The following is a 21,062-nucleotide window of genomic DNA, read 5'->3' as shown; positions in this document are numbered from 1 at the left end:
ACGTTAGATGACTCATACAATTTTGAGTAACTTATTAGTAAAACATATGATATAGTTTGATAACATTTCTACTAAATCGGGATTTTTCAATTAAATCAGCCGCGGGGCTTGCTCGATTTGGCGGAATCCATGATAGACGTGGTGGATGACCACGTCTTTTCCACTTACTTGCTTCTCAAGCTCCAATGCACAATAGACCGGGAACTTTTGTGAGATTTCCAGCTTGACCAACTCGGTAGGAGTAAACACCACCCATTGGAACTGCAGCACATCAGCAATCGCAAATATCGGATCTATGACATGAGGGGAAATGGCGTTGGCAAAAGGATTGTCGGAGATGAGTACCGACCGATGCTTGTCACTAGACTGGCGTTTAAACGTCATTAGCATCATCGCAATGAGAGTTCTAGCGGCAACTAGCTGACCTCCGCTGCCAGCCGTTTTTGTAAAAGATCCGTTATTGATTGTCTCCCATGTATCAAAATCATTGGGTCGCATAGGCTCGGTTAAAAAGGTATTATCCGTGTTCAGGTTATACATTTCAAGGATGGGATACGAGTAGTTGAGCGCCGCATAGACCATATCGCTGGCGTTTACACGTTTAATTACAGCCTTCAGTTCTACACGCTCCATGGATTCATGAACAGCCAACAGGTCGATCAACGTCTTATCAAAAAACTCTTGAACCGGAGTTTCAATATCTTCGATGGCTTGCGGCAGTCGCTCGGCTCTTTTTAATCGAACCAGTTCAAACTTATACCCGCCCCGGTTGCTTTTGATCGTCATTTGCTGGGTCATGGTTTTTATATTGCCTATGACTTGGATACAGAACCGGGCCGCATGTTTGCTCCAATCACTGCGGGCTTTCTCCGATAAGTTCTTTTCTTCTTGTTGCTTCTCTAATTCAAACTGTACATAGTCCCGGAGAGCAGCCACTACTTCCAACGATTCCTCCACTTTGTCCCTGGTGGCTTCGCAACTCCGGAACTCGCTTAACACCGCTTGTTTTAAGACTTCGTCCCACGTAGATTGCTCTGTTTTACCTTTATACCGATTCAGTGTACTCTGCGCTCGCCGTTGGGCTTCATCCGCCTTGGCTACCTTTGCTTTTCGCTGGTTAATCCATTCTTCCACGACCTGTTGAGCACGATTTCGTAATGATTCTATTAAACCTGTTTCGTATGGCAAGCAATTTCCCTCAGTATCTACCATTCGCAAAGAACCCGATACCTTCTCTAATTCCCGTATGAGGCCATCCGTAGCATTAAGTTGCGCTACTATGTCATCTGATTGTCGTTTTTGGCTCTCCAAGTTGAAATGGATTTCCCTCTCTTTTTTGTCGAGGTCTTGTTCTTCCTCCCACGGATTCGGACTCTTGACTCGACTTTCTTGCCGGATACGAAGATTTCTGGCGTGCTCGACGTCTTTTTCTGCTCTCGTTTTTGCCATATCTTGCTCTCGCTCCAAAGCGTGGGCTTTGGTTAACTCCATCTCACAATCGGTCACCTTACGTTCCAACACGCTTTGTGAGCTCGTAGGAGAAGGTTGATCCTCCCAAGATGAGTCGAAGTCTACCAAATTCTTTTGTGCTGCTTGTCCTTTATCAATAGTCTCTACTCGTTTGCTTCGCAGGATGCCCAATTGCATATGGTTTTGATCGATCTCATCCCGAAGCGATTTCAAAACGGCAATATCCTCTTCTAATAACGACGTGTTGCACTGCAAGACGGGCTCCACTGACGAGATTGCAGAAGCTGTCGGCCTCGGTAGAAGGGCTGAAGGGATAAAAAGTTGTACCTTTTCGAGGATACGGTTCATCTTTGTATCCCATTCCCAATACGCAGTTTCCCATTCCCTAGATAAGAGACTCGAACGTTTAAGTTGTTCGTCTCCTTGCCTATCCTTAACCTCCAGTTCTTTCACTTTTTGCTCCTCCGAGTAGTGGTCATGGCGCCATTGATCCTGCTCCAAGAACAACTCGGCATAGTCTATAAGCTCCTGCAACATTTGGGCTTGTTGGTCCTGCACCTGCCGTGTCGCATCGACGGTTTCCAGGCATTCTTTCAGTTCTTTCTGACATACTATTATTTCGTTCTGAATGTTTTGGAGCTGATGATCCATTTCCTTTTGAGTAAGATCCAATTGCTCGAATTCCGCAAGAAGTCGAACAGAGGTTGTCGTGTAGAGCAGGTTTTTAATAGACTGGGCCACTTCCCGATGTTCCTCTTCAAAATCCACACTTTTTCCAATTTGTTCAATCAATAACTGACGCTCGGATTCCAACTGTTCTTTCTTTCTCTTCCAAGCCTCGGGATCCTTTGCTAGTTGATAGGCACGGTTTGAAGCAATGTGAAACAAATTGTGCTCCTGCTCACCCAGTAACTCCGCCGCATATAACGGAACCGGAGATGTATGAATGTCGTCTGCAAATAGGTTCGAGGAACAAATAGAACCGATGTCGTTTTGCATGACAATAAGACTATATGGAAGGAGAGGGAAAGATTGAAGCAACGACTCTTGTTGTGATTCGTTTTTATCTTGTAAATATTCAGTTCCGCTTACTATGCGAAATCCTTTGCTCTCTAACTTACTTTTGGTTTCTGCCATCGTTTTATTCGGAATCCACGTATCAGAACCGCCCAGTTCAGCGTCTACGCTCAACACCTGCTCAATATCCCACTGCTGTTTGCGCAGCTCGGTGATCCGTTTATTCCAATAGTCCTGTCGTTCCTCCAAAACGGATCGTCGAGAGAGCAAAAATTCGGGCAGAGGCACATGCTCTTCTCGGTCCACACGCAGTAGCCGGCACACTTGTGCGGCCAGATTATGCTCCGCTTGGATTTGTTCCTCATATTGGGTATACCGCTGGTGCGTATCTTGAGTAACTCGGTTTAACTCGGATTTTAGTCTCGTTTCACCATTCTCGAGAGATCGGTGCTGTTGATCCAGTGATTTTGCTTTATTCTCCCATTGGATCAGCTTCTGCTTTGTTTTTTCTTGCTCTATCTGTTCATGCTCAACAAAAGGAACAGGATCAAACCGCACGCCATGTCCATACTGGTCCACAATCGTGTTGGTTCGAGCTTCGAACCGATCCAGCCAATCTCGAGTGCGACGAACCTCAATATGAGCGTTTACCAACTCCTGTTGGGCTTGACGGCTTTTGGATCTGCCCTCCTCCGCTTCTTGTTCGAGATACTTCTGGTACTGAGTATAAGCATTCATGACTTCAAGCATTTCTTTTTGCACCGCAGACCACTGGTTTTCAACTTTACGTGTCAATTCTTCGAGTTTTTGTTGATTTCCCCTATACTCGGCCGAGTGCTCAATAGCCTTGATTTCCTTATCCAACCGAACGAGCTCCGACAAAAAATCGTCATGAATTCGCCTCAGCACATTCCGTTTCGCCTTAAATGTTTCCACTTCTTTTTCACGAACGTTCACGCAGGCATCATCATGAGTTTTGAAGGCTTCTTGTAGGGTATGCTCCTTTTGTCGCTCGTCCCTCAGTGAGCGGACGTACTCCAAATTGCTAACCTGCCAATCAAGTTCCTTTTTCCATTCGGATACTTTGCCCTGTTCCACTGTCCAGTGTTCATGGTCTTGTTGCGTTTGATCTAGAAGTGCCTCCACGCAATGTCTTAACTGTCGGCCATGGCGTTCCGTACCCTTTAGATCGCTTTGAGCCGTCTGGTATTGAAGCAAGTCTTGCTCGATCACATCCATCCATTCAATCAGCATACGGTAGGCATCTTCACGGTTGCGAAGCAAAGGAAGGCGTTCGGCGATGACCGCTGCATCTTTAAACAACTGGGCCAAATTGCCTTGTCCTACGGTCTCTTGCAGTACTTGCTCGGCAATGGTTGGGATGATCATATCCTTAAACAAGCCCGTATTGGTTCGAGAATTCGGATGTATGCGCTCAAAATAGTCTTGAATACCGGCTTCGTTCCGGTTCATCTTGACCATTTCATTCCAATCGTCGTCATGAATGCCATAGGAAGCCAATGTATCTTTGTACTTCTTTTTGTCCTTAGACGAATTAGAAAACATCTTGAAGTCTTCTATTATTTCTAACTCTTCGAGCATCTTCTCCCATTCTTTAAAAGGGAGAACAGTCTGATTTGCATCGTCGAACAAAGGTAGCTTGAAGATAGAATACAACTCATGCTCTGCATACTCTTTGGTGTACGTCACATAATCGATTTCCACCGGGTCTTCTTGTTCGACCGAATTGTCTTTCTTTTGGCCCAACCGAGCCGTTATAGCAATGCCTGTTAACAAATGGCGCCTCGGGAAAGTATCCAGAGTCCATTCCAACACCACGTGAAAGGTGTAGGGTTTAAACCTACCTTTATCATCGTAAAAGAAATGCCGGACGTGGTTCTTTCCTTCTTTGCCCCACGAAACTAGCGGCAACACAACTTGAAAGATACATTGAAGGGCTACCCCCTTCCCGCCGGTGTTAATCATCGACATCAAGGCGTGACTAGAGCGTAAGTCAAACGTACGATCTTTATACATCTTTTGTTGCTGATTGTACCGCACCCCGACAATGCGAAGATGTTCAATGGCTGGCATAGTTGGGCCTCCTGAGAGCCAGTATTTCTTTTACCTGTTTAAATCGTTCCTGGTCATGATATAAAAGATCCAATCGTTCATAGAGATCGTCCGTTGGATAGACGATCGTTTGTTCCCGATCATCCAAAAGGCGTACCAACTTTTCTTCCTCTAGCAGTTTCGCGGCTAACATACAAAAGTGAAATTTGGTTTTTGTACCTGCTGATATTTTCCCATCCCCGTCGTGCATATGTTTGCCATTCCAAATGTCCATAACCGTTGTAATGGCGATTCCCCACTGGTCTTCAAGCTCTGGTCGTTCTGTCAAATCTTTAGTCCATTTAGCAAAGGTTTGGTCCATCAATTCAACCCACTTGTAAAAGCCGACTCCGCTCAATTCTCGTTCATTTCGAATGGTCATGTCTCCATCGATCTCACTCAGCAACACCATGAGCAAAAGGTGAGCCATGTACATTTCAGGGATGGATTTGATCCTTCCGTGGTTCTCTTTTAAGTGACTGAAATTGCTGGCATATAAGCTTCCCTGGGCCTCCACTACCAAGTGGAGTTTAGTAAATGTCTCCAGTACAAGCGTACCGGATTGTTTCGCAAAAATATGAACAGCTTCCTGAATAGCTGGATCCGCAAAATAAGGGTTAAGCGCGTCATGTTTTTTATCTACCATATGGTTTTTAAGCAAATGAAAATAAACGGCAGAGGCTTGGTGCAGCTGCTCGGATGTTGTAGTCACGGTTATCCCTCCTGGGGTTCGATAAAAATTGTAATAGGGGAGATGCGGACACCCATAAATTGCAGCGGTGCTTCATTAGTGAAGACAGCCCGAATAGTTTTTCCTGCGATCTCCTTAAATGCAGGGTCTAACAAAATCAATTGTCGGATTAATTCCATCCGTTCATCGGGATAGGGTTTGGCCTCTCCCAAAGAGAGGGGAACGTGCATTGGTTCCGTCTTAAAGATCATCCACATTTCCAGTGCTTCCAGAGTCCATTCAGATACCGGACGGGAACCTAATCTAACAGAGCTATCCCGTAACAATTCTTTAAATACGGGACCCCACAACCTACACAACAGAGACCAATCCCGTTTCGGTTTTTCTACCGCCTGCTCCATCTGCACTTGCTCCGCTTCGAGTTCATCTTCAGACTGTTTAGTGTTTTGTTCCTCCCAAATCCAACCCAATGGATAAATGAAAGGAGGACGTGGGGAAAATAGAGGTGAGAGAAGTAGCTCCATCGTATCGGGCGCCCCTATGCCTTTGGCCAGCAACTCATTCTCCCATACATCTGTTTTAAATGATGTGGTTCTCTTCTTCATAAAGGCAGACGGGCGATTCTTTCTCGTTGAGGTTTCCAGTTCGATATTTTCGTACATATGGGTGTGCAGGCTCGTCGTTAATTCCGAGCTTTTACGAACCTTTAATTCCATCTCCATGATTTGACCTCTTGCCTCGAGGGTGGCCAAATCCGATTTTTGCAACATTCGTAGCATACTTTCAAACCGGTCATCGGCTTCTTTAATTTGGCGTTCAATTTCTTTGCGCTTTTCGTACCTGACTTCTTTATCCGGTCCCATCATAATCTTGGGGTTGCGCAAAAATTGACGGCGGTATTCCATCTCTTGAGAAATTAGATAACGAAGTTTCGTTATCAACATATCGAGAGACTGAAGGGCTGATTTGAAGTTCTTGTTTCGAATGAGTTTAAGAGTATACAACTGCTCAAATTCAATGGAAAATTCCAAAATAACTTCTCGACTTAAGAAAATCATATTTTGGGAGATTTGAGTTAACTTATATACCGCCTCTCGTTTTTTGCTATAGGCTGTGTCAATCGTAAGATAAAAGAACGGCTTCTCTACAAACTCCCCGGTGTTAGGATCAAAAACTTTACCCGGGAACGATTGGCGGCTTTGGGGTGGACCAAAAGATACCAATCCGTTTGCTATACGCTCCACGTGATCTTCGGTTGCTTCCAACCCTTGCTCCTCGATCACATGATTTACGATTTCCTTTATATCATAAAAATGTCTGTGATCGTCATCTTTGATTTCTCGATAAAACACCTCGAGGAGGACTGCCAAACAGATTTGAAACAGATAAGGATTTAATGCGACGCCTAGATCCATTCCTTTACCCAACATCGAAATAGGATTTAGAATGGACACCCGTTCCCGAAATCCATCCCAGACTTCAGTGTTCATGAGGAACCTCTCCTTTTAAAACTTCATAAGATAATGCCTCCTGGGGCAAACGGTGACGCTCCTTCCAGGACCGCCTTGCCGCCAGTTCCACATCTTGATAGCCTGAGCAGTCCTCAAAAAATATTTGTACATCGTCTTCCCCCTTAGGTTGGCCTGGTTTGACTTCCACAGGAACACGGGCGTGATACGCAATACTTGCATAAAGAGAAAGAGCTAGATGGATTGGGTAGTCTGGATATGTCCTTCTAAGTTTGCTGTAAATCCAAAAGCCACTTGGATCAAAATCGCCTGAATAAAAAATAGTGCAGAGGCCAACGGGTACGCCGAGTTCCATCAAATAAGGAAGAGAAGTATGGATATGGTTTCCTTCTCCATAGATCAGCATGTCCGGGCGAAAGCCGCATACTGGCAACCCCTCACGCATGATGCGAAGACAGGTATGATAGATTGCTCGGTTTTCTACAATCAGAATTTCCCGGGTGTCCTCCAGCAACTTGCCGGGCTTATGCCAATGAACAAATGGCTCCGGACTTACTTGAACGTAAAGGTCTGAAAGGGAAAGTTTTAATCTTCTCAAAAATTCCGCACTTTTCTCTTTCAGCCATTTTTCATCGTGAAAAAGCTGATAACTTCGTTCTTCCCGTTCCACCCATGATTTTGGAGCCAGGTCCATAAAAAAAGCGGCTACGGATTCAATCCGTCGCCACGTCTCTTCGGTTTGGCATTCCGGATGAGATTGATAAAATGATAAATCGATCACTGCCGCGAGTTGAACCATTTTCCGCATATCCCACCGCGGCTCCTCTTTCATTCTCAAGACACGCCAGTAGATAGGAAGGACTGGGAATCTTCCGTTTTGATGATTCTTCATTTTGCTTTTAACAGGTTCAATGACTCCGTCTCGTTCTAGAGCTTTAATATCGTTTGCGAAAGAAGCATACTCAAATGCCTTCATACCAATATGGTTTTGAACCGTTTTTTCTAGAGAAAAAATATCAAACGTTTGCCGCTTTAGGCTTTCTAAATAAGTTTTTATCCACTTTGTACTCATAGGCACCTACCTAATGCAGTTATGTATAAAGAACTGTTGATATATGTTAAAATTCGACACCTATCAATAAAATCCTACTTTTTTAACAATAATCATCAAAAAAGCAATAGTAACAAACTATAAAAGGATGAACATACGCGACTATATATCGCTGTGCTCATCCTTTTCACTTTCATTTATTTTAATTATCTTGTTCAGAAATCAACTCAAAATGAACATATTTCATGTACTTTCGCTTGTATTTTAGTCCGTGTACTTTCTGGAAGATTACGATAAGACCTTCGAAAAGCAACAATGCTTTGGAATGTAGGATTACGGTATCCTGACGCTTTTAGTTGAGACACAATGCTAGGAACATGCCTTAGCAAGTAAGCCTCCTTTGATTCAATGTATTTCTCAATCATACTTTTTGTTTTAGGAAGACTCAATTCGTGGTTAAGTATTCGAGAACGGTCTGATGGAACTAAAGCATTCAATATCGAGTACTTCTTTATTTGCGTAGAGGGGTTACTATAATGGAATCTTTGTGCTACTTCTTGAACTATAAGACTTAAATCTTGATCAACAAGTTCATAATTTAATTTATTGGGGTTTTTCTTCTTAATTGGTAAAATATCATTAAGCCATTCACGATCATATTTCATTAATATCGTATAACTTCTTCCAGCTAATCTGTCGATTTGAATACGAGACATGTGTGGGTTCACTTCAATAATATTGAGTATTTTCTCTCGACATTTTCTTATCAATTCTTCTTCATGGCATGTCACGGCAACACTTTTTCGTGCATCCATTATCTGATCAATAACAATCTTGTGTTCTTCAAGGAACTTGTCACCATTGTAGTTGTGTCCTAATAGCCTTTTTAAAGTAACTTTTATGAGATGTGGGGATGAATACACTTCAGCAGCGATTTCTTTATTGTTTAAACCCAGTAAGTAGAGTTCAAGAACTTTACTTTCCCACATTTCCCCTCTATATTCGATCGTCATATCCATGTTTTTCTTTTCCCTCCAGTCCCAACGGACTGTAAATCTCATCTTGCACTCAGGACAAGTAAATTGGACATAATGAATACTGTTCATTATTTTCGAACGATTAATTTTCAAAAAAGAGCTGTCCTGATAATTTCCACAAAGTTTATTCATACATCTCCATGGTCCACAACCGTATGGAAGAGGATTGCTTATGCAAACATTCTCTCTCTTAAGAAACTCTTCAACACTTGGAGAAAACATTCGCATCGTTAAAATATATATACCAGCACTTCTTAAGCGATCATTTTCCCAGAGCATTTCTCTCCAAAATTTAGTTGATAAAATTCTGTTTTTAGAAAAACCAAACTTGGATAGCACCTCTGTAGGATATCTCAATAAAATGTCATTCCCTAACTTCGTAGTTAGACGACCGGAATATGTATAGTATCCATGCTCCCAGCAAGCTTCGCGCAGTTTTCCTATAACCATTTCTCGATCTATTTTTAAGGAGTTATTCATAATACTGGACAGTCAAAAGTTCTTGTCGATAAAATGTGCATAGAAAAATAACCCAATCGAGCGAATTATGGTATCCTTTAGTTCTCACACGAAAGGAATAATTGCCGAATGGGTTACGACAAAAAGTGTACCCCATTTCCGAGCGATTGACTATACCTATGCTAAAATACTTGAATGAACTTTTACTCCCCTTCCGTACCTGTTTCTCCAGACAAGCCACGTTTGAGTGGCTTGTCGTTATCGTTATCGGCTTTATGCTGCGCTCCGACCATCTGGGGGTGACTTCCATCATTCGGGATCTCTCCCTCCCGAGCCAACGTTACGAGACTCTGATTCACTTCTTCCGTTCTTCGGCCTGGTCGTTGTCCTCCTTGCAGCAAACGTGGCTTCGTGTCGTTCGCCGCTCTGCGCCTCTACTGCTCGTTGACCATCGGGTGGTTCTTGTGGGTGACGGGATAAAACAAACGAAGGAAGCTCGGCGCATGCCAGGCGTCAAGAAACTGCATCAAGAATCCGAGAATGTCTCCAAGGGCGAATATATTTTCGGCCATCTGTTTGGAGCCATTGGCATTTTGGCCGGTACGCCCCGGAAATGGTTCTGCTTGCCCCTATTCATTAATCTGCAAGACGGCATCCAAACCATCCTAAACTGGAAGAAAACAGAGGACGAAACACAGACGCCTTCCCATGTCGTTCAGATGATTGAACAAGGGTTTGAGGCGGCAAAAGCCTTTGGCCAAGCGCTGCTGCTCCTCGATCGCTACTTCTTGTCCGTTCCGGCCTTGCAGCAGTTGCAGGCGTGTCATCTGAACTCCGAAGTCCAGATGTATCTGGTGACCAAAGCTAAATCTAACGTGGTGGCCTACGAACGTCCGCCTGCCAAGAAGCCTCCCCCGAAAAAAGGCGAATCCGTCAAACTGAAGGAGCTCTTCTCGAATCGTGCTGCCGATTTTCAAACGGCCAGCGTTTCCCTGTACGGTAAAGAGAAGAGGATTGAATTTTTCTGCCTGAATTTGCTTTGGGGGCAGGGGTGGTATCAGGAATTACGGTTTGTACTCGTCGTCCATGAGGGCCGTCACTCGATTCTGGTCAGTACAGATCTTACTCTGGCTGCCACCGATATCATTCGTTTGTACGGCTATCGCTTCAAGAACGAGCCTATGTTCCGGGAAATGAAGCAGGTCATTGGTGCGTTTGCTACCGATTTTGGAGCAAGTCTATGCCGAAGTTGAACCGCTTTCTGAAGAAAGAGGAAGCCCACCCGCTCGAAGCGGTACAGGACGAACAAGACCGGCGGCGAATTGAACAAACGGTTCAAGCGATCGAAGGTTTTGTCATGTGCCAGTGCATCGCCATGGGACTGCTACAGCTCATGGCTTTACGTTTTTCAGACCGGACACCGGGACTCTTTTTCCGCTATCTGCGGACACCTTCCCACGCGGTGGTATCCGAGGCTACGGTTGCTGCCTATTTACGCAAATCTATTTTTCGGCTGTTTACTCAAAATCCGCACTTATCCATAACCAAAATAATTAAATCCAAGCAGGCTACGTCTACTATTGACGAGGATTCGTGGGTTTCTTAGAGTTGTAGAACTTTTCACTGTCCAGTTAATATAATGCCTAAATTTATTTTCCATCTTAACAAGTTGATTTTCATATACTGCAATCTCAAGTGAGATTAGCGGATGATTAACCGATTCTTTTTCCTCATCTTACTGAGGTAATAACTCCTCAATTTCCCTTTCTGTTGTACGTTTAATGACTCATATATTTTTGAGTACTATTAATAAATCATATAATATAGGAAACACAGCCATCACTATAAACCTCAGCTCAATAGAAAGCATTTAGATAGTATCTATATTACAATGAGATTCTTAATTTTCCTTTATATGAAAGCTTATGTGCTTGTTTATTTGTATAGGTAACTTCTCCCCCAGAGTCGAAAGAAGGAAAATCTGGTTTCCATCCAAGCTGATTTGAAAGGCTCCTCCTTGATGATAATGAACATAAGAATGATGGAAAGAGCACAAACAAATTGCATTTGAATAATGGTCCAACGTCTCAATGTCAGAAGCCGCCTCCGCAGTTCCAAGCGGGGTCACGTGATGGACTTCGCAATAATATGTGCCATCATCTTTTTCGATACGAGGAACCAGAGGATTATCCATTCCACAAATCTGACAATGATAGTCATACAATTTTTTGAGTAAAGTCACCATTTTTTTATTTCTCATAATCCGTGCAGTTGGATTAATCTCATATTGGGGAGTCGATTGCAACTCTTTTAATTTATCTAAAATCGCGCCTGTAATCCCAAAACGAGATTGGTATTCATCTTTATCCAGTCGTTCAAGGCCAATTCTTTCTAAAAATATATGAAGCGTTTCATTTCTGCCTCGTAAAAAGGAGTATAAGGAACGATATAGTCCCTCCTCAGATGGCAAATAAACAAATCCTTCAAAAGATTGCTCCTTTACCAGTCTCTCATAACGTAACATACGCTTTTCATGCTCGGAAGCAAAATCACGCTGTCTCCATTGAAACCCAAGCATTTCAGCGTATTCTTGCCCACTCATGCCTAACACCTTGGCACGCCGCGCCAAGCCTGATTGAACACCCGACTGGTGAGGCACACGAAGTACACCGTCGCTTTCTACGTAGGGTAAAAGTCTATCGAACCAGTCTTCATCTGTTAATACTCTTCCATCAATTGTGGGATGGATACCAAGGTTTCTTAAATACTCTCCATAATCAAGTCCACGGGCGCTACAGTATTGTTTTATATTTAGACTGCTTTTACCTGATTTTTCCCGGAAAACCATCTGGCCTCCGACATTCACTTTTTCAAAAGTATGGCTATGTACATAATTCACTTCACTGAAACGATCCCGATTTTTGGAAGCAAGCAATTGTAGCGTTTCTAAATCAAAATCAAAATGAATCCTGATAGAGTCGGTATTTCGAAGTATAAATACAGGGCCTATTTGTGCCGCAGTCAATATAGCAATGCTATTATCGTCATATTCAAAGACAAAAAGTTCTTCATCAACCATACTCTTCACAATGATACGCTCTTCATCCGTAAATAAAGATACCCTCCAGTCTCTTCCTCCCTGGGTCGCTTCATTTAGACGCTGGGAAACTCGTTGCCGAGAAATACCTAAGAGCTGGGCGATTACAGTTTGGTTTATATCCTCATAATGTCCAATTAAATAATGCATCGAACGAAAATCAAATTCCCCCAACACGTTATAGCTTGTAGTCTTACCTATGTATTCAAAACCAAGAGATCGAATATACTCTCCTATACTAACCTCCGGATACTTTTCCTTGAGATATCCATATATAACACTGTAAAAAGGCCTATCCTTCAAGCTTAACGCTTGTACGATTTTATTAGGATACAAATATGTGAGTCGATCCCTTATGATTTGTGAATCACGATCCATAGTTTCCTCCAATTAAACAAAAAATATATTTTTGTTTTCTGCATATCACCGAACTAAACAGCACAGCCTGGACCCTGTACGGGGTAATTAGACCAACTGAAGGTGCAGATGTTCCTTTAAAATAATTTCACCTCTGAGGTTTCAGCAGTTATCCAGAATTAAGTTCCCCCCCACTTTAATATGCCAACGTAAGATCCTGAAGAAATCAAATAACTCTGTGATATCTTGAGGGGCTCCTTCTCTATTGAGTAGATATCCGGTTTCAAAGTTAATAGCACCGAACAATTTATCTCCTTCATGTTTTTCGTACCTCGCCGCTCAAGGCTGTTACCATGAGGAACTAATGTATTGCAAGGCTTAATACGAGCGAATTATCGATTCAGCTTCAAAGAGCCAATATTTGACGTCGTCCATCTGTACTACTTTCGGCGAAGGAGTATTTTTGGCAGAAGAGCTTTGTGTCCTTCGATCGTATTAGCAAGGGAGTAACTGGCACCAGTCTCAACAAGGCACTATTTTCGCGTACGCTCTTCATTAAATCAAACTCCTGTTTGATAAACTCGGCACTAGCGAAAAAACTAAGGTAGCATGTATCAAAACAGACAACGGCAAGTTTTTACTGCTCTAGCATGGAGTCTAACGGACGACGCGGTCCCTTTATGAGTTAAGTGGGTGGTCCAGAAAATATCCTTAGTGGGACTCAAGCTTTATAAGCCTGCCAATACCGGTTGATGGTATGGCATTCACAGCATCACTTTATCGAAGCGATAGATTTCTTGGAAATGCATCAGCTATTGTATACGAAGGTTACTACTAATGTTTGAATAAGAAGCGACAACTCCGTCTTTGAACGTAATAGATGAGAAATCATAACTCCAACTACTACCATTAACTGAAGTTGGTGTCCCCATGGCTTTGATAACATCGCTTTTTGTTGAACCGATCGAGAAACTTTTATTAGCCTCTTGGTTTCCTAACCAAACTTTTAAATTATCACTAATATCACTATAGCCCTCTACCTTACCTTCTCTATTGAAATCGACACTTGAGAAATCATAACTCCAATTACTACCGTTAACTGAAGTTGGTGTCCCCATGGCTTTGATGACATCATTTTTTGTGGAACCGATCGAAAAGTTTGTATTAGCCTCTTGGTTTCCTAACCAAACTTTCAAATTATCACTAATATCACTATAGCCCTCTACCTCACTTTCTCTATTGAAATCGACACTTGAGAAATCATAACTCCAATTACTACCGTTAACTGAAGTTGGTGTCCCCATGGCTTTGATGACATCACTTTTTGTGGAACCGATCGAGAAGCTTGTATTAGCCTCTTGGTTTCCTAACCAAACTTTTAAATTATCACTAATATCACTATAGCCTTCTACCTTACCTTCTCTATCAAAAGTAATTCTTGAGAAATCATAACTCCAATCTCTCCCATTTATTGATGTTGGCTTACCCATGATTTTCTCAACATCTTTCATGCTTGCACCAAGCCCAAATTCTTTATTAGCTTCGGATTTCGGCTTTTCAGTTGCCGAGGCCACTTTTGATTGATCTAGCTGGTCGAAATGCTCTGTTGATAACTCTTCACTTTTGTTGAATTTGGAATCTACTTGTGCCGTTTCTACATTAGACTCCTCTTTTGTTAACGTTCTATTTGTTGTCAAACTCTCTTCTTTGCCTTTATCTAATTGCTTTATAGGATCTTTTATTGAAGTAACTTGCTGATATTCGTCGTATTGAATAGTAACGCTCTCGAAAACCCATATTTCATCAAGAATGCTCTTAGGAGTACCTAGTAGATCAAGAACTTGGATCTTAGAGTAACCCTTTCGCACTTCCCCGTTTTTAGTTTTATTTTTTAATAACACTTTTAACTCCCCGTTATTCTCATAGCCAACTACAAAGTCATTTTCATCGAAGAATATGATTGAATTACCATACTTCCACTTTTTATCGGTCATTGTTGCAGGTTTTCCCATGATCTTAATAACGAACTTGGAACTGGAACCTAAAGTAAAGTAACTAGGAAGTTCCTCAGAATTCGTATCTGTTTTTATTGATGAAGCAGAACTTGTTTGAGATGCACTCGTCCTACTTGAAGAAGATATATCATTCGTAAACACTGGAATGCCCTTACTATAAAGAGAATTAGCAGTAATCAGAAAGATACCTACAGTGGTAAGTAGTATGCCCCCGATTTTTAAAAGTCCAAACCAGTATGGAGGTGAAAATACGGCCACTTCTATCTTCTTTTGAGGAGCTATATGGACATCCCTTTTACGAGATTGCTTTTCCGGATCTGAATATCGGGTTTGATTTTTTTCATTGTTCTGATTTTGATTTAGATTCTCGTTGGTTATCTTTGAGAAGTACAACCTATATAAACGATCATAATTTTCTCTAGATTTGGGATCTGATAATATCTCATAGGCCTTCCGTAGCCTTTGAAAAACCTCAGAGTCCCCTCCCACGTCTGGATGCAATACTTTTGCTTTCGCCCTAAATGAATCTTTTATAGCATTACTTGAGGCCCCGAAAGGAACACTTAAGACAGTATAATAATCAGTAAATTGATTCAAATGTCTATCCCCATCCCACACTTGCCACACTTGGCAATTTTAACTTTTATAAAATCTACTCGATTTAGAACCCCGCATTCATAACAGGTAATGACCTCCCAATGCTCAAATTGTTTTTTTTGCTGTTTTGCCAAAAGAGTTTTCAATTTATATCTATCAATCAATTGGATCTTTGCTTTCTCAGCCAACTGCACGGCTGCATCCGTGAAAGTCGATGTTGTAATTACCCAGCCTTCATTCAGATCGTAAAAAACAACACCACTTATAATTTCTTGAACAGCCTTATTTCCTACACGATTTTTCTCACTATAGCGCTTAGCCTGTAAGCCAATTCGCTTGTTTTCTTTCTCAATTATTAAATCTACTCCTTGGTCGCCAGAGACAGTGGTAGTACGTACCCTATACCCTATATTTTCAAACAAATATTTGAGTATGTTCTCGAATTCAATTCCGTTCATCTTATCAATGTAGTCAATATTACTTCTTTGAATGTGCTCACGCCAAAGACGATCCGCATGCGCCCTTTTTTTACGTATCTCATCTTGATGTCGTTGGAGCCGCTCTTCTCTCTTTACTCTAGCCATTGTAATTTCAATATTCTCTTCATCTAACTTGTGCTGTTCCATTATAGCTTGTTTAAACTTATAGTTTACCTTTAAAGTTAGAGCAATACTGCTAGCTATTGATATTAATCCTAAATAAAGTAAAATAAAGCCTGTGTAAAAAGTCTCCCCCATTTTAACGCTAGTGAAAAAGGGGAACCCTGCAATTATTGCAATAAGAGTAACAGTTAGCACTATCTTTATTATTGCAAAATAAACTTTAGCTTTATCCGAAAAAATCTCTCTTATAGCTATTGATTTTGTCATAATTTCCTTGCATTTAGAACATAAAGAGGGTACATACGCAGAATAACTCTCCTGGTTCTCATCGTATCTGTATTTAATACTTATGGTTTCTTTACACTTCAGACAACTGTACAAAACTCAAGCACCTTCTTATAAATCGATTAAAATCTACTAGGCAGAATCAAAGAAAACCAAGCTTAATTTCTATAACATAAAACACGTTATTTATTCCCCCTGGAAGAAAATACGTTGAACTCTACTCTACTTCTTATATCTATTAATTTCGACTTTTTTCTAAATAACCCCTTTATTTTCTAAGTGTTTATGGAATGGAATAGAATAAATTATTTCGGAAGATAATATTACACTTGTAACGCAACTGTCCACTTGCCTATTTTATCTATTTAATTTCTTCGCATTTATCAGGGAGTTGACTTTAATTGAACTTTGGTAAGTATTTTGTATTTTTACTATTAATGATACAATCAAATTTTGATGAAAAATGGCAGTCGTTATGTCGATTTCCCTTTTTAAAATTTCTGAGATTCTATTCTCTTTAACGTAATTGTTTATAAATAATCGAATTTAGAATAAGGGTAAAATGGCTATATTCCGCTGTTCATCCCTTTACTCATTTGATTTAGCATTATTACCAGATATTACTTTTGAGAGTTTCTTCATGCTATAAAAAACCTGCCAGCAAATAACCACCACAAACATCAAGAAACAATTCGAATATAGCAGAAATAACTGCTCCCTTTTGAAAATCTATACACTTCCAATTCTTGTGCTTTTTCTTTCACTTGACGAGCCAATAATAATTACAGACAACGCCCCTTGCAACCTTCTATTTTCAAGCTAAAAATAAAAGAATGAGCACTGCGGTTATATTCCGCTATGCTCATTCTTTGGCATTGAGATTGTTTAACCAGGCAGTTATGATGTAGTTCTCTGTTAATCTTGTTTGATAATTGCTTCAAAGAGCTTTTGATCAAGTCGTTTAATGAGAATGCCATTATCAGTCTCAACAAACATGACTTTCCCTTCAATATCTAGTTCCAGTCTCTCTCTAACTTCTTTTGGCAGGGTTACTTGATGCTTTGGAAGTATCTTCTATTGACTTACTGCTGTCGTTCACAATAATTATGAAAGCTCATTTAGCTGGAGTTTTATCTTATCATCTAGCTCTTTTGTACTCCTCCTATACATTGGGCTAAATGTTTTTATATCATCAAGAGAATCTATCCGCTTACTGTATCTTGTCATCTGACTAATAATCACAGGAAGATGCCTTATCAGATAATGTTCATCTGTTTCAACTTTACTTTCTAATAATTTAATTGTTTTAGGAAGTTTTTCACATACCTGTTCTAAATGCTTGGTAATTGTCCTAGGAGCATAAGATAATATCGTATACTTTTTAATCTGTTCTGGTGGATCTTGCTTATATACTTTTTCAGCTGCTAAAGTTACATCTTTACAATATTGATCATCAATACGTCCCCAATCAAGTCGGGTCCTATTTTTTTTGCTTGGAGGTAATACACTCTCTAACCATTCATTATCTTCAATTTTCATTTTATTATATAAATAGCTATACTTTTTACTCATTTCCGTTCTTGAAATACCCTCATTCTCTTTTAGTATTTTAAGAATCCTAACACGATTTTCATTAAAATTATTTGTTGACTCTAAAGTGGAAGCAACTTCCTTATCACTGCCCAACGAACTCCATAATTGATTAAGCGGTTGAAGTATTCTTTTGTCCAATCCTGAAGTGCTATTTTTTGATAGTAAGCCTCTTTTCACTTGTGTTGCAGTAGTGTTTAACCTCTTTGCAATTTGAGTATTACTTAATCCCGTTTCATGTAGTTCCGTTAAGAGGGCATACCACAAAGGCCCCATGGTCAGGACTACATAGTTCCCATCATTTTCTTGATTCGTGTTTCTCCATCTTTTCACAAAACTGAATCCACATAAGGGGCACCCAAACAACCCAGAGATGAATTTCCCTTGTCGATCTACTCGAACACATTTCCGAATAACTTCTAGATTAAAACCTTGGCAAACTGAGTTATGACAAAGCCATGGACCATTTCCAAATGGAATAGGTACGGTAAATGCCGAATTATCCTTAAGAAATTTCTCTACTGAACCAGACAAGAACATAATGAATAAAATGTAAAACAAAATACTTTTCACTCGGTTTCCAGTAAGGATAGTAGTTGTTATGTTCAATTGATCATCTACATCTATAGGTAGAAACTTATTGAAGCTATTGGCTATAAGATATTTATTGAAGTCTTCAATGAGTTTTTTTTGCTCTACATTACCAGAATATTTTAGATATCCCTTTAGTCCTATGATGTTTCGAAATTTCATTTGAATTTGTTCAAGTTGTAGATCATTTGAGTTTTCAATCAACTGTTCGAGATTATTCAGCACTTCCCGCTCTGAGTTAAGACTATCTGAATCAAGCACTGTTATATCCATTTCAGAAAAATCAAATCCACATTTACATTGAGGGGAGAAAATATTTTTTTAAAATTTGCTTTACAATTCGGGCAGCAAGTAATTAATTCAGTATAGTGTTCAGGACAACATGTCAAAAAAGAGAATTGATGCTTTCTGTGGAGGTATGTTTCTCCGTATAGATTATAATCATTTGTAATGCAAATGGGGCAATAACGATAGGTATCAGTTAAAAGTTTAGCACTCCCTTTACCTAACATACTAACGATATTTGATTCGGCTTTACCAAACATCATTTCATTCATGAGGGTATCCAATCGGTGTGCCGGAATAAATGGCTTGGCCCAGAAAAAATAGGTGTGATTATATAGAAATTTCTCCACAGAAATACTTTTGGATGGTAATTGTTCCATTAGATGATTTAGGTTACGGGGAAATAAATTATTCTCATAAGTGCTTCTATTAAAAAGGTCAATATTGGTCTCTCTTAGATCTTTATTTCTTGATAACACATGATATCTATACACGATAGATCTAAAATCTTCATCTGAATACAAATATGGAAAATGAGTAAGCATAATTTTATTCCTTTCTGAGATGAAAATTAAATATTATATGGTCTTGTTAAATAATTGAACATATCTTCAACTCGACTTTTTAAAGGAAAATTCAGCCCCGCTAGTTTTAATAGTTTCCATTCTGCTAGGCTGCCTTCCAGCTCAAATAATATATCGGCAGCCCAAAGCATTCGTCGAATTTGATAAGATTCTGTTGTATCCAATTTACTTTGGGTAAAGTTTTTAGTCTTTGGGAGATTATTTATATTTTTTAAGAATAATGAAAAGTTTTTTGCTGCGGAAGTTCTTGCTATTGATGCTAATGTGATTCTATGAGGTTCCGACATGCCTTCTATTTCCTCAACCGCTCTCCGAACCACCTCAAACATTAATATGTCTCTTTCACTCCAATTCACCCTTGATATTTGCTTTTTATCGGATAAATTCTTCGTCGTTATGATGGGCTTGCTCTTTTTCACTAACGTTCGTTCCTTTTTATAAGAAACTTTCAGATCACCACTTAATAACATTGCTGTCTGTTTTTTAATAGTTCCAGGGTCAACTCCTAAAATCTTTGCTTTCTTACGAAGCGAACTGTCTGTTGCATTAACTTCCTTCAACTTTTCATACCATTCATACCCGAATTCCTTTATCCTCCCAATCCGGTATTTATCCTCATAAGATTGATCTGGACCGGTACGTGAATATACAAATCCACATGAGCACTGAAAAGTTCCAACCGGTCGCCCCGTTTTACTGCATCGTGATATTGCGCATTCTTCAATGACATTAAGCAGATAATGTCCTACAGCCTTATTTAAACACGGCCACGGCGCATCACCGAACGGTGAATAACTACGTTTTTCTTCCCGGTTGGTATTGTCTCCAAGGAATTTCATAATCAATAAATGCCTTAACGGATGTACGATTTCTTCAGGTGTTCTAATAATCTTGTGTAACCAAGTTTCGCAAACTCCTGTCACTTCGCAATTTAGATACCTTAGCAACTCGTCGCTATAAAACAACCGAAAATTATTAATTAGTCGCTCGAACTTCACCCTCCCTTTGGGTGTTAAATATCCTTGTTCATACAATAAACTTTTGTACTCTGAGTGATCATTTATTCTTAAACATGAAGATAACAACAGAAATGAAGATTGCTCAGCAAGATAAATTAGATGCTCAATCCAGTCATTATCTATCTCTACTTCTACAAAATGTTCTTCTTTGATCTTCGACAGAGCCACAAACTCAAATTTGTGGTTTTCTGTGCTACACTCAACATCACTTAAGATAAGAGGTTGCTTATGCAACGGACAAATACTGACACCTGGTAGTTGGTGAGACCTATGCCAGTAGGGTTCGCATATCTCAGATTCAGCTTTAAAACATTCCCGGCAGAACCTAAGATATTTCGGAGTTTTTATTTTTGTGGCCGCTAAACCTAAGTTAGCATAAATAGCTCCTTGATCAGTAATACCCTTCATTAACATTTCAACCTGCATAATCCTGCTCTTACTCATAAAATGCGTGTAATAAGGAAACAACGTATGGTCTCTTATCAGTTGTTCAGAAGAATATAAATCATCTATTTTCGAGACTAAAGCACCTATATGACTTGGAAAATCTGCAGATGCACAAACCCATACATCACCAAAAAGATCCTCAATGGTTTGTTTTTGAGTCTTATTACCAGAGTTCATATGGTATCTTGCAATACCGCTATATAGTAATTCATCTTCATAAAGAGTCGGAAAATAAGCTAGCAATAGAATCATCCTCTCAGATATCCTATTACTAGAGTTCCCCTTTT

General features: G+C 40.2%; 14 protein-coding genes. 2 read left to right on the top strand and 12 right to left on the bottom strand.

Features of this window, described 5'->3' with window-relative positions:
* Positions 1-90: 90 nt before the first annotated feature.
* The 5 genes from MKZ24_RS08565 to MKZ24_RS08545 form a co-directional block, all read right to left on the bottom strand.
* Positions 91-4,581, bottom strand: a complete 4,491-nt coding sequence (locus tag MKZ24_RS08565) for a hypothetical protein (RefSeq protein ID WP_340782099.1) — start codon at positions 4,579-4,581, stop codon at positions 91-93.
* A complete protein-coding gene (locus MKZ24_RS08560) occupies positions 4,568-5,311 on the bottom strand; it encodes a DUF6063 family protein (RefSeq protein ID WP_036694834.1) in 744 nt (247 codons plus the stop codon). Before MKZ24_RS08560 ends, MKZ24_RS08565 begins: the two co-directional genes overlap by 14 nt.
* Positions 5,312-5,313: 2 nt before the next feature.
* Entirely contained in the window at positions 5,314-6,780 is a 1,467-nt protein-coding gene (locus tag MKZ24_RS08555; RefSeq protein WP_340782093.1) for a hypothetical protein, read from the bottom strand.
* Positions 6,770-7,831, bottom strand: a complete 1,062-nt coding sequence (locus MKZ24_RS08550; RefSeq protein ID WP_340782090.1) for a Wadjet anti-phage system protein JetD domain-containing protein — start codon at positions 7,829-7,831, stop codon at positions 6,770-6,772. The genes MKZ24_RS08555 and MKZ24_RS08550 overlap by 11 nt, the downstream gene beginning before the upstream one ends.
* Before the next feature lie 206 nt (positions 7,832-8,037).
* Entirely contained in the window at positions 8,038-9,327 is a 1,290-nt protein-coding gene (locus MKZ24_RS08545; protein WP_084648913.1) for a TnsD family Tn7-like transposition protein, read from the bottom strand.
* Between the two features lie 158 nt (positions 9,328-9,485).
* Here MKZ24_RS08545 and MKZ24_RS08540 point away from each other — a divergent pair, with 158 nt between their 5' ends.
* Both MKZ24_RS08540 and MKZ24_RS08535 read left to right on the top strand, forming a co-directional pair.
* A complete protein-coding gene (locus MKZ24_RS08540; protein ID WP_340782085.1) occupies positions 9,486-10,559 on the top strand; it encodes a transposase in 1,074 nt (357 codons plus the stop codon).
* A complete protein-coding gene (locus MKZ24_RS08535) occupies positions 10,547-10,912 on the top strand; it encodes a hypothetical protein (RefSeq protein ID WP_235218417.1) in 366 nt (121 codons plus the stop codon). The genes MKZ24_RS08540 and MKZ24_RS08535 overlap by 13 nt, the downstream gene beginning before the upstream one ends.
* 294 nt (positions 10,913-11,206) lie before the next feature.
* Here the strand turns inward: MKZ24_RS08535 and MKZ24_RS08530 are convergent, their stop codons facing one another.
* The 7 genes from MKZ24_RS08530 to MKZ24_RS08510 form a co-directional block, all read right to left on the bottom strand.
* Positions 11,207-12,781: an HNH endonuclease gene (locus MKZ24_RS08530; RefSeq protein ID WP_340782083.1), complete on the bottom strand. Its 1,575-nt coding sequence runs from the start codon at positions 12,779-12,781 to the stop codon at positions 11,207-11,209.
* A gap of 791 nt (positions 12,782-13,572) precedes the next feature.
* Positions 13,573-15,372: a J domain-containing protein gene (locus tag MKZ24_RS08525; protein ID WP_340782081.1), complete on the bottom strand. Its 1,800-nt coding sequence runs from the start codon at positions 15,370-15,372 to the stop codon at positions 13,573-13,575.
* The gene (locus tag MKZ24_RS08520; RefSeq protein WP_340782079.1) at positions 15,369-16,241 is read right to left on the bottom strand and encodes a restriction endonuclease; all 873 of its coding nucleotides are present in this window, start codon (positions 16,239-16,241) and stop codon (positions 15,369-15,371) included. Before MKZ24_RS08520 ends, MKZ24_RS08525 begins: the two co-directional genes overlap by 4 nt.
* Positions 16,242-17,174: 933 nt before the next feature.
* Positions 17,175-17,330 (bottom strand): AbrB/MazE/SpoVT family DNA-binding domain-containing protein, encoded by a 156-nt coding sequence (locus MKZ24_RS33070; RefSeq protein WP_156949655.1) that lies wholly within the window; start codon positions 17,328-17,330, stop codon positions 17,175-17,177.
* 33 nt (positions 17,331-17,363) lie between these two features.
* Positions 17,364-18,713, bottom strand: a complete 1,350-nt coding sequence (locus MKZ24_RS08515) for a TnsD family Tn7-like transposition protein (RefSeq protein ID WP_036696267.1) — start codon at positions 18,711-18,713, stop codon at positions 17,364-17,366.
* Positions 18,704-19,270: a TniQ family protein gene (locus MKZ24_RS33065; RefSeq protein ID WP_445324156.1), complete on the bottom strand. Its 567-nt coding sequence runs from the start codon at positions 19,268-19,270 to the stop codon at positions 18,704-18,706. The genes MKZ24_RS08515 and MKZ24_RS33065 overlap by 10 nt, the downstream gene beginning before the upstream one ends.
* 26 nt (positions 19,271-19,296) lie before the next feature.
* Positions 19,297-21,027 (bottom strand): TnsD family Tn7-like transposition protein, encoded by a 1,731-nt coding sequence (locus tag MKZ24_RS08510; RefSeq protein WP_340782076.1) that lies wholly within the window; start codon positions 21,025-21,027, stop codon positions 19,297-19,299.
* Between the last annotated feature and the right edge of the window lie 35 nt (positions 21,028-21,062).

Source organism: Paenibacillus sp. FSL R7-0297 (assembly GCF_038009025.1).
Classification (GTDB): domain Bacteria; phylum Bacillota; class Bacilli; order Paenibacillales; family Paenibacillaceae; genus Paenibacillus_AQ.
The sequence above is the reverse complement of the archived record's forward strand: the minus strand, read 5'-3'. Positions and strand labels throughout refer to the sequence as shown.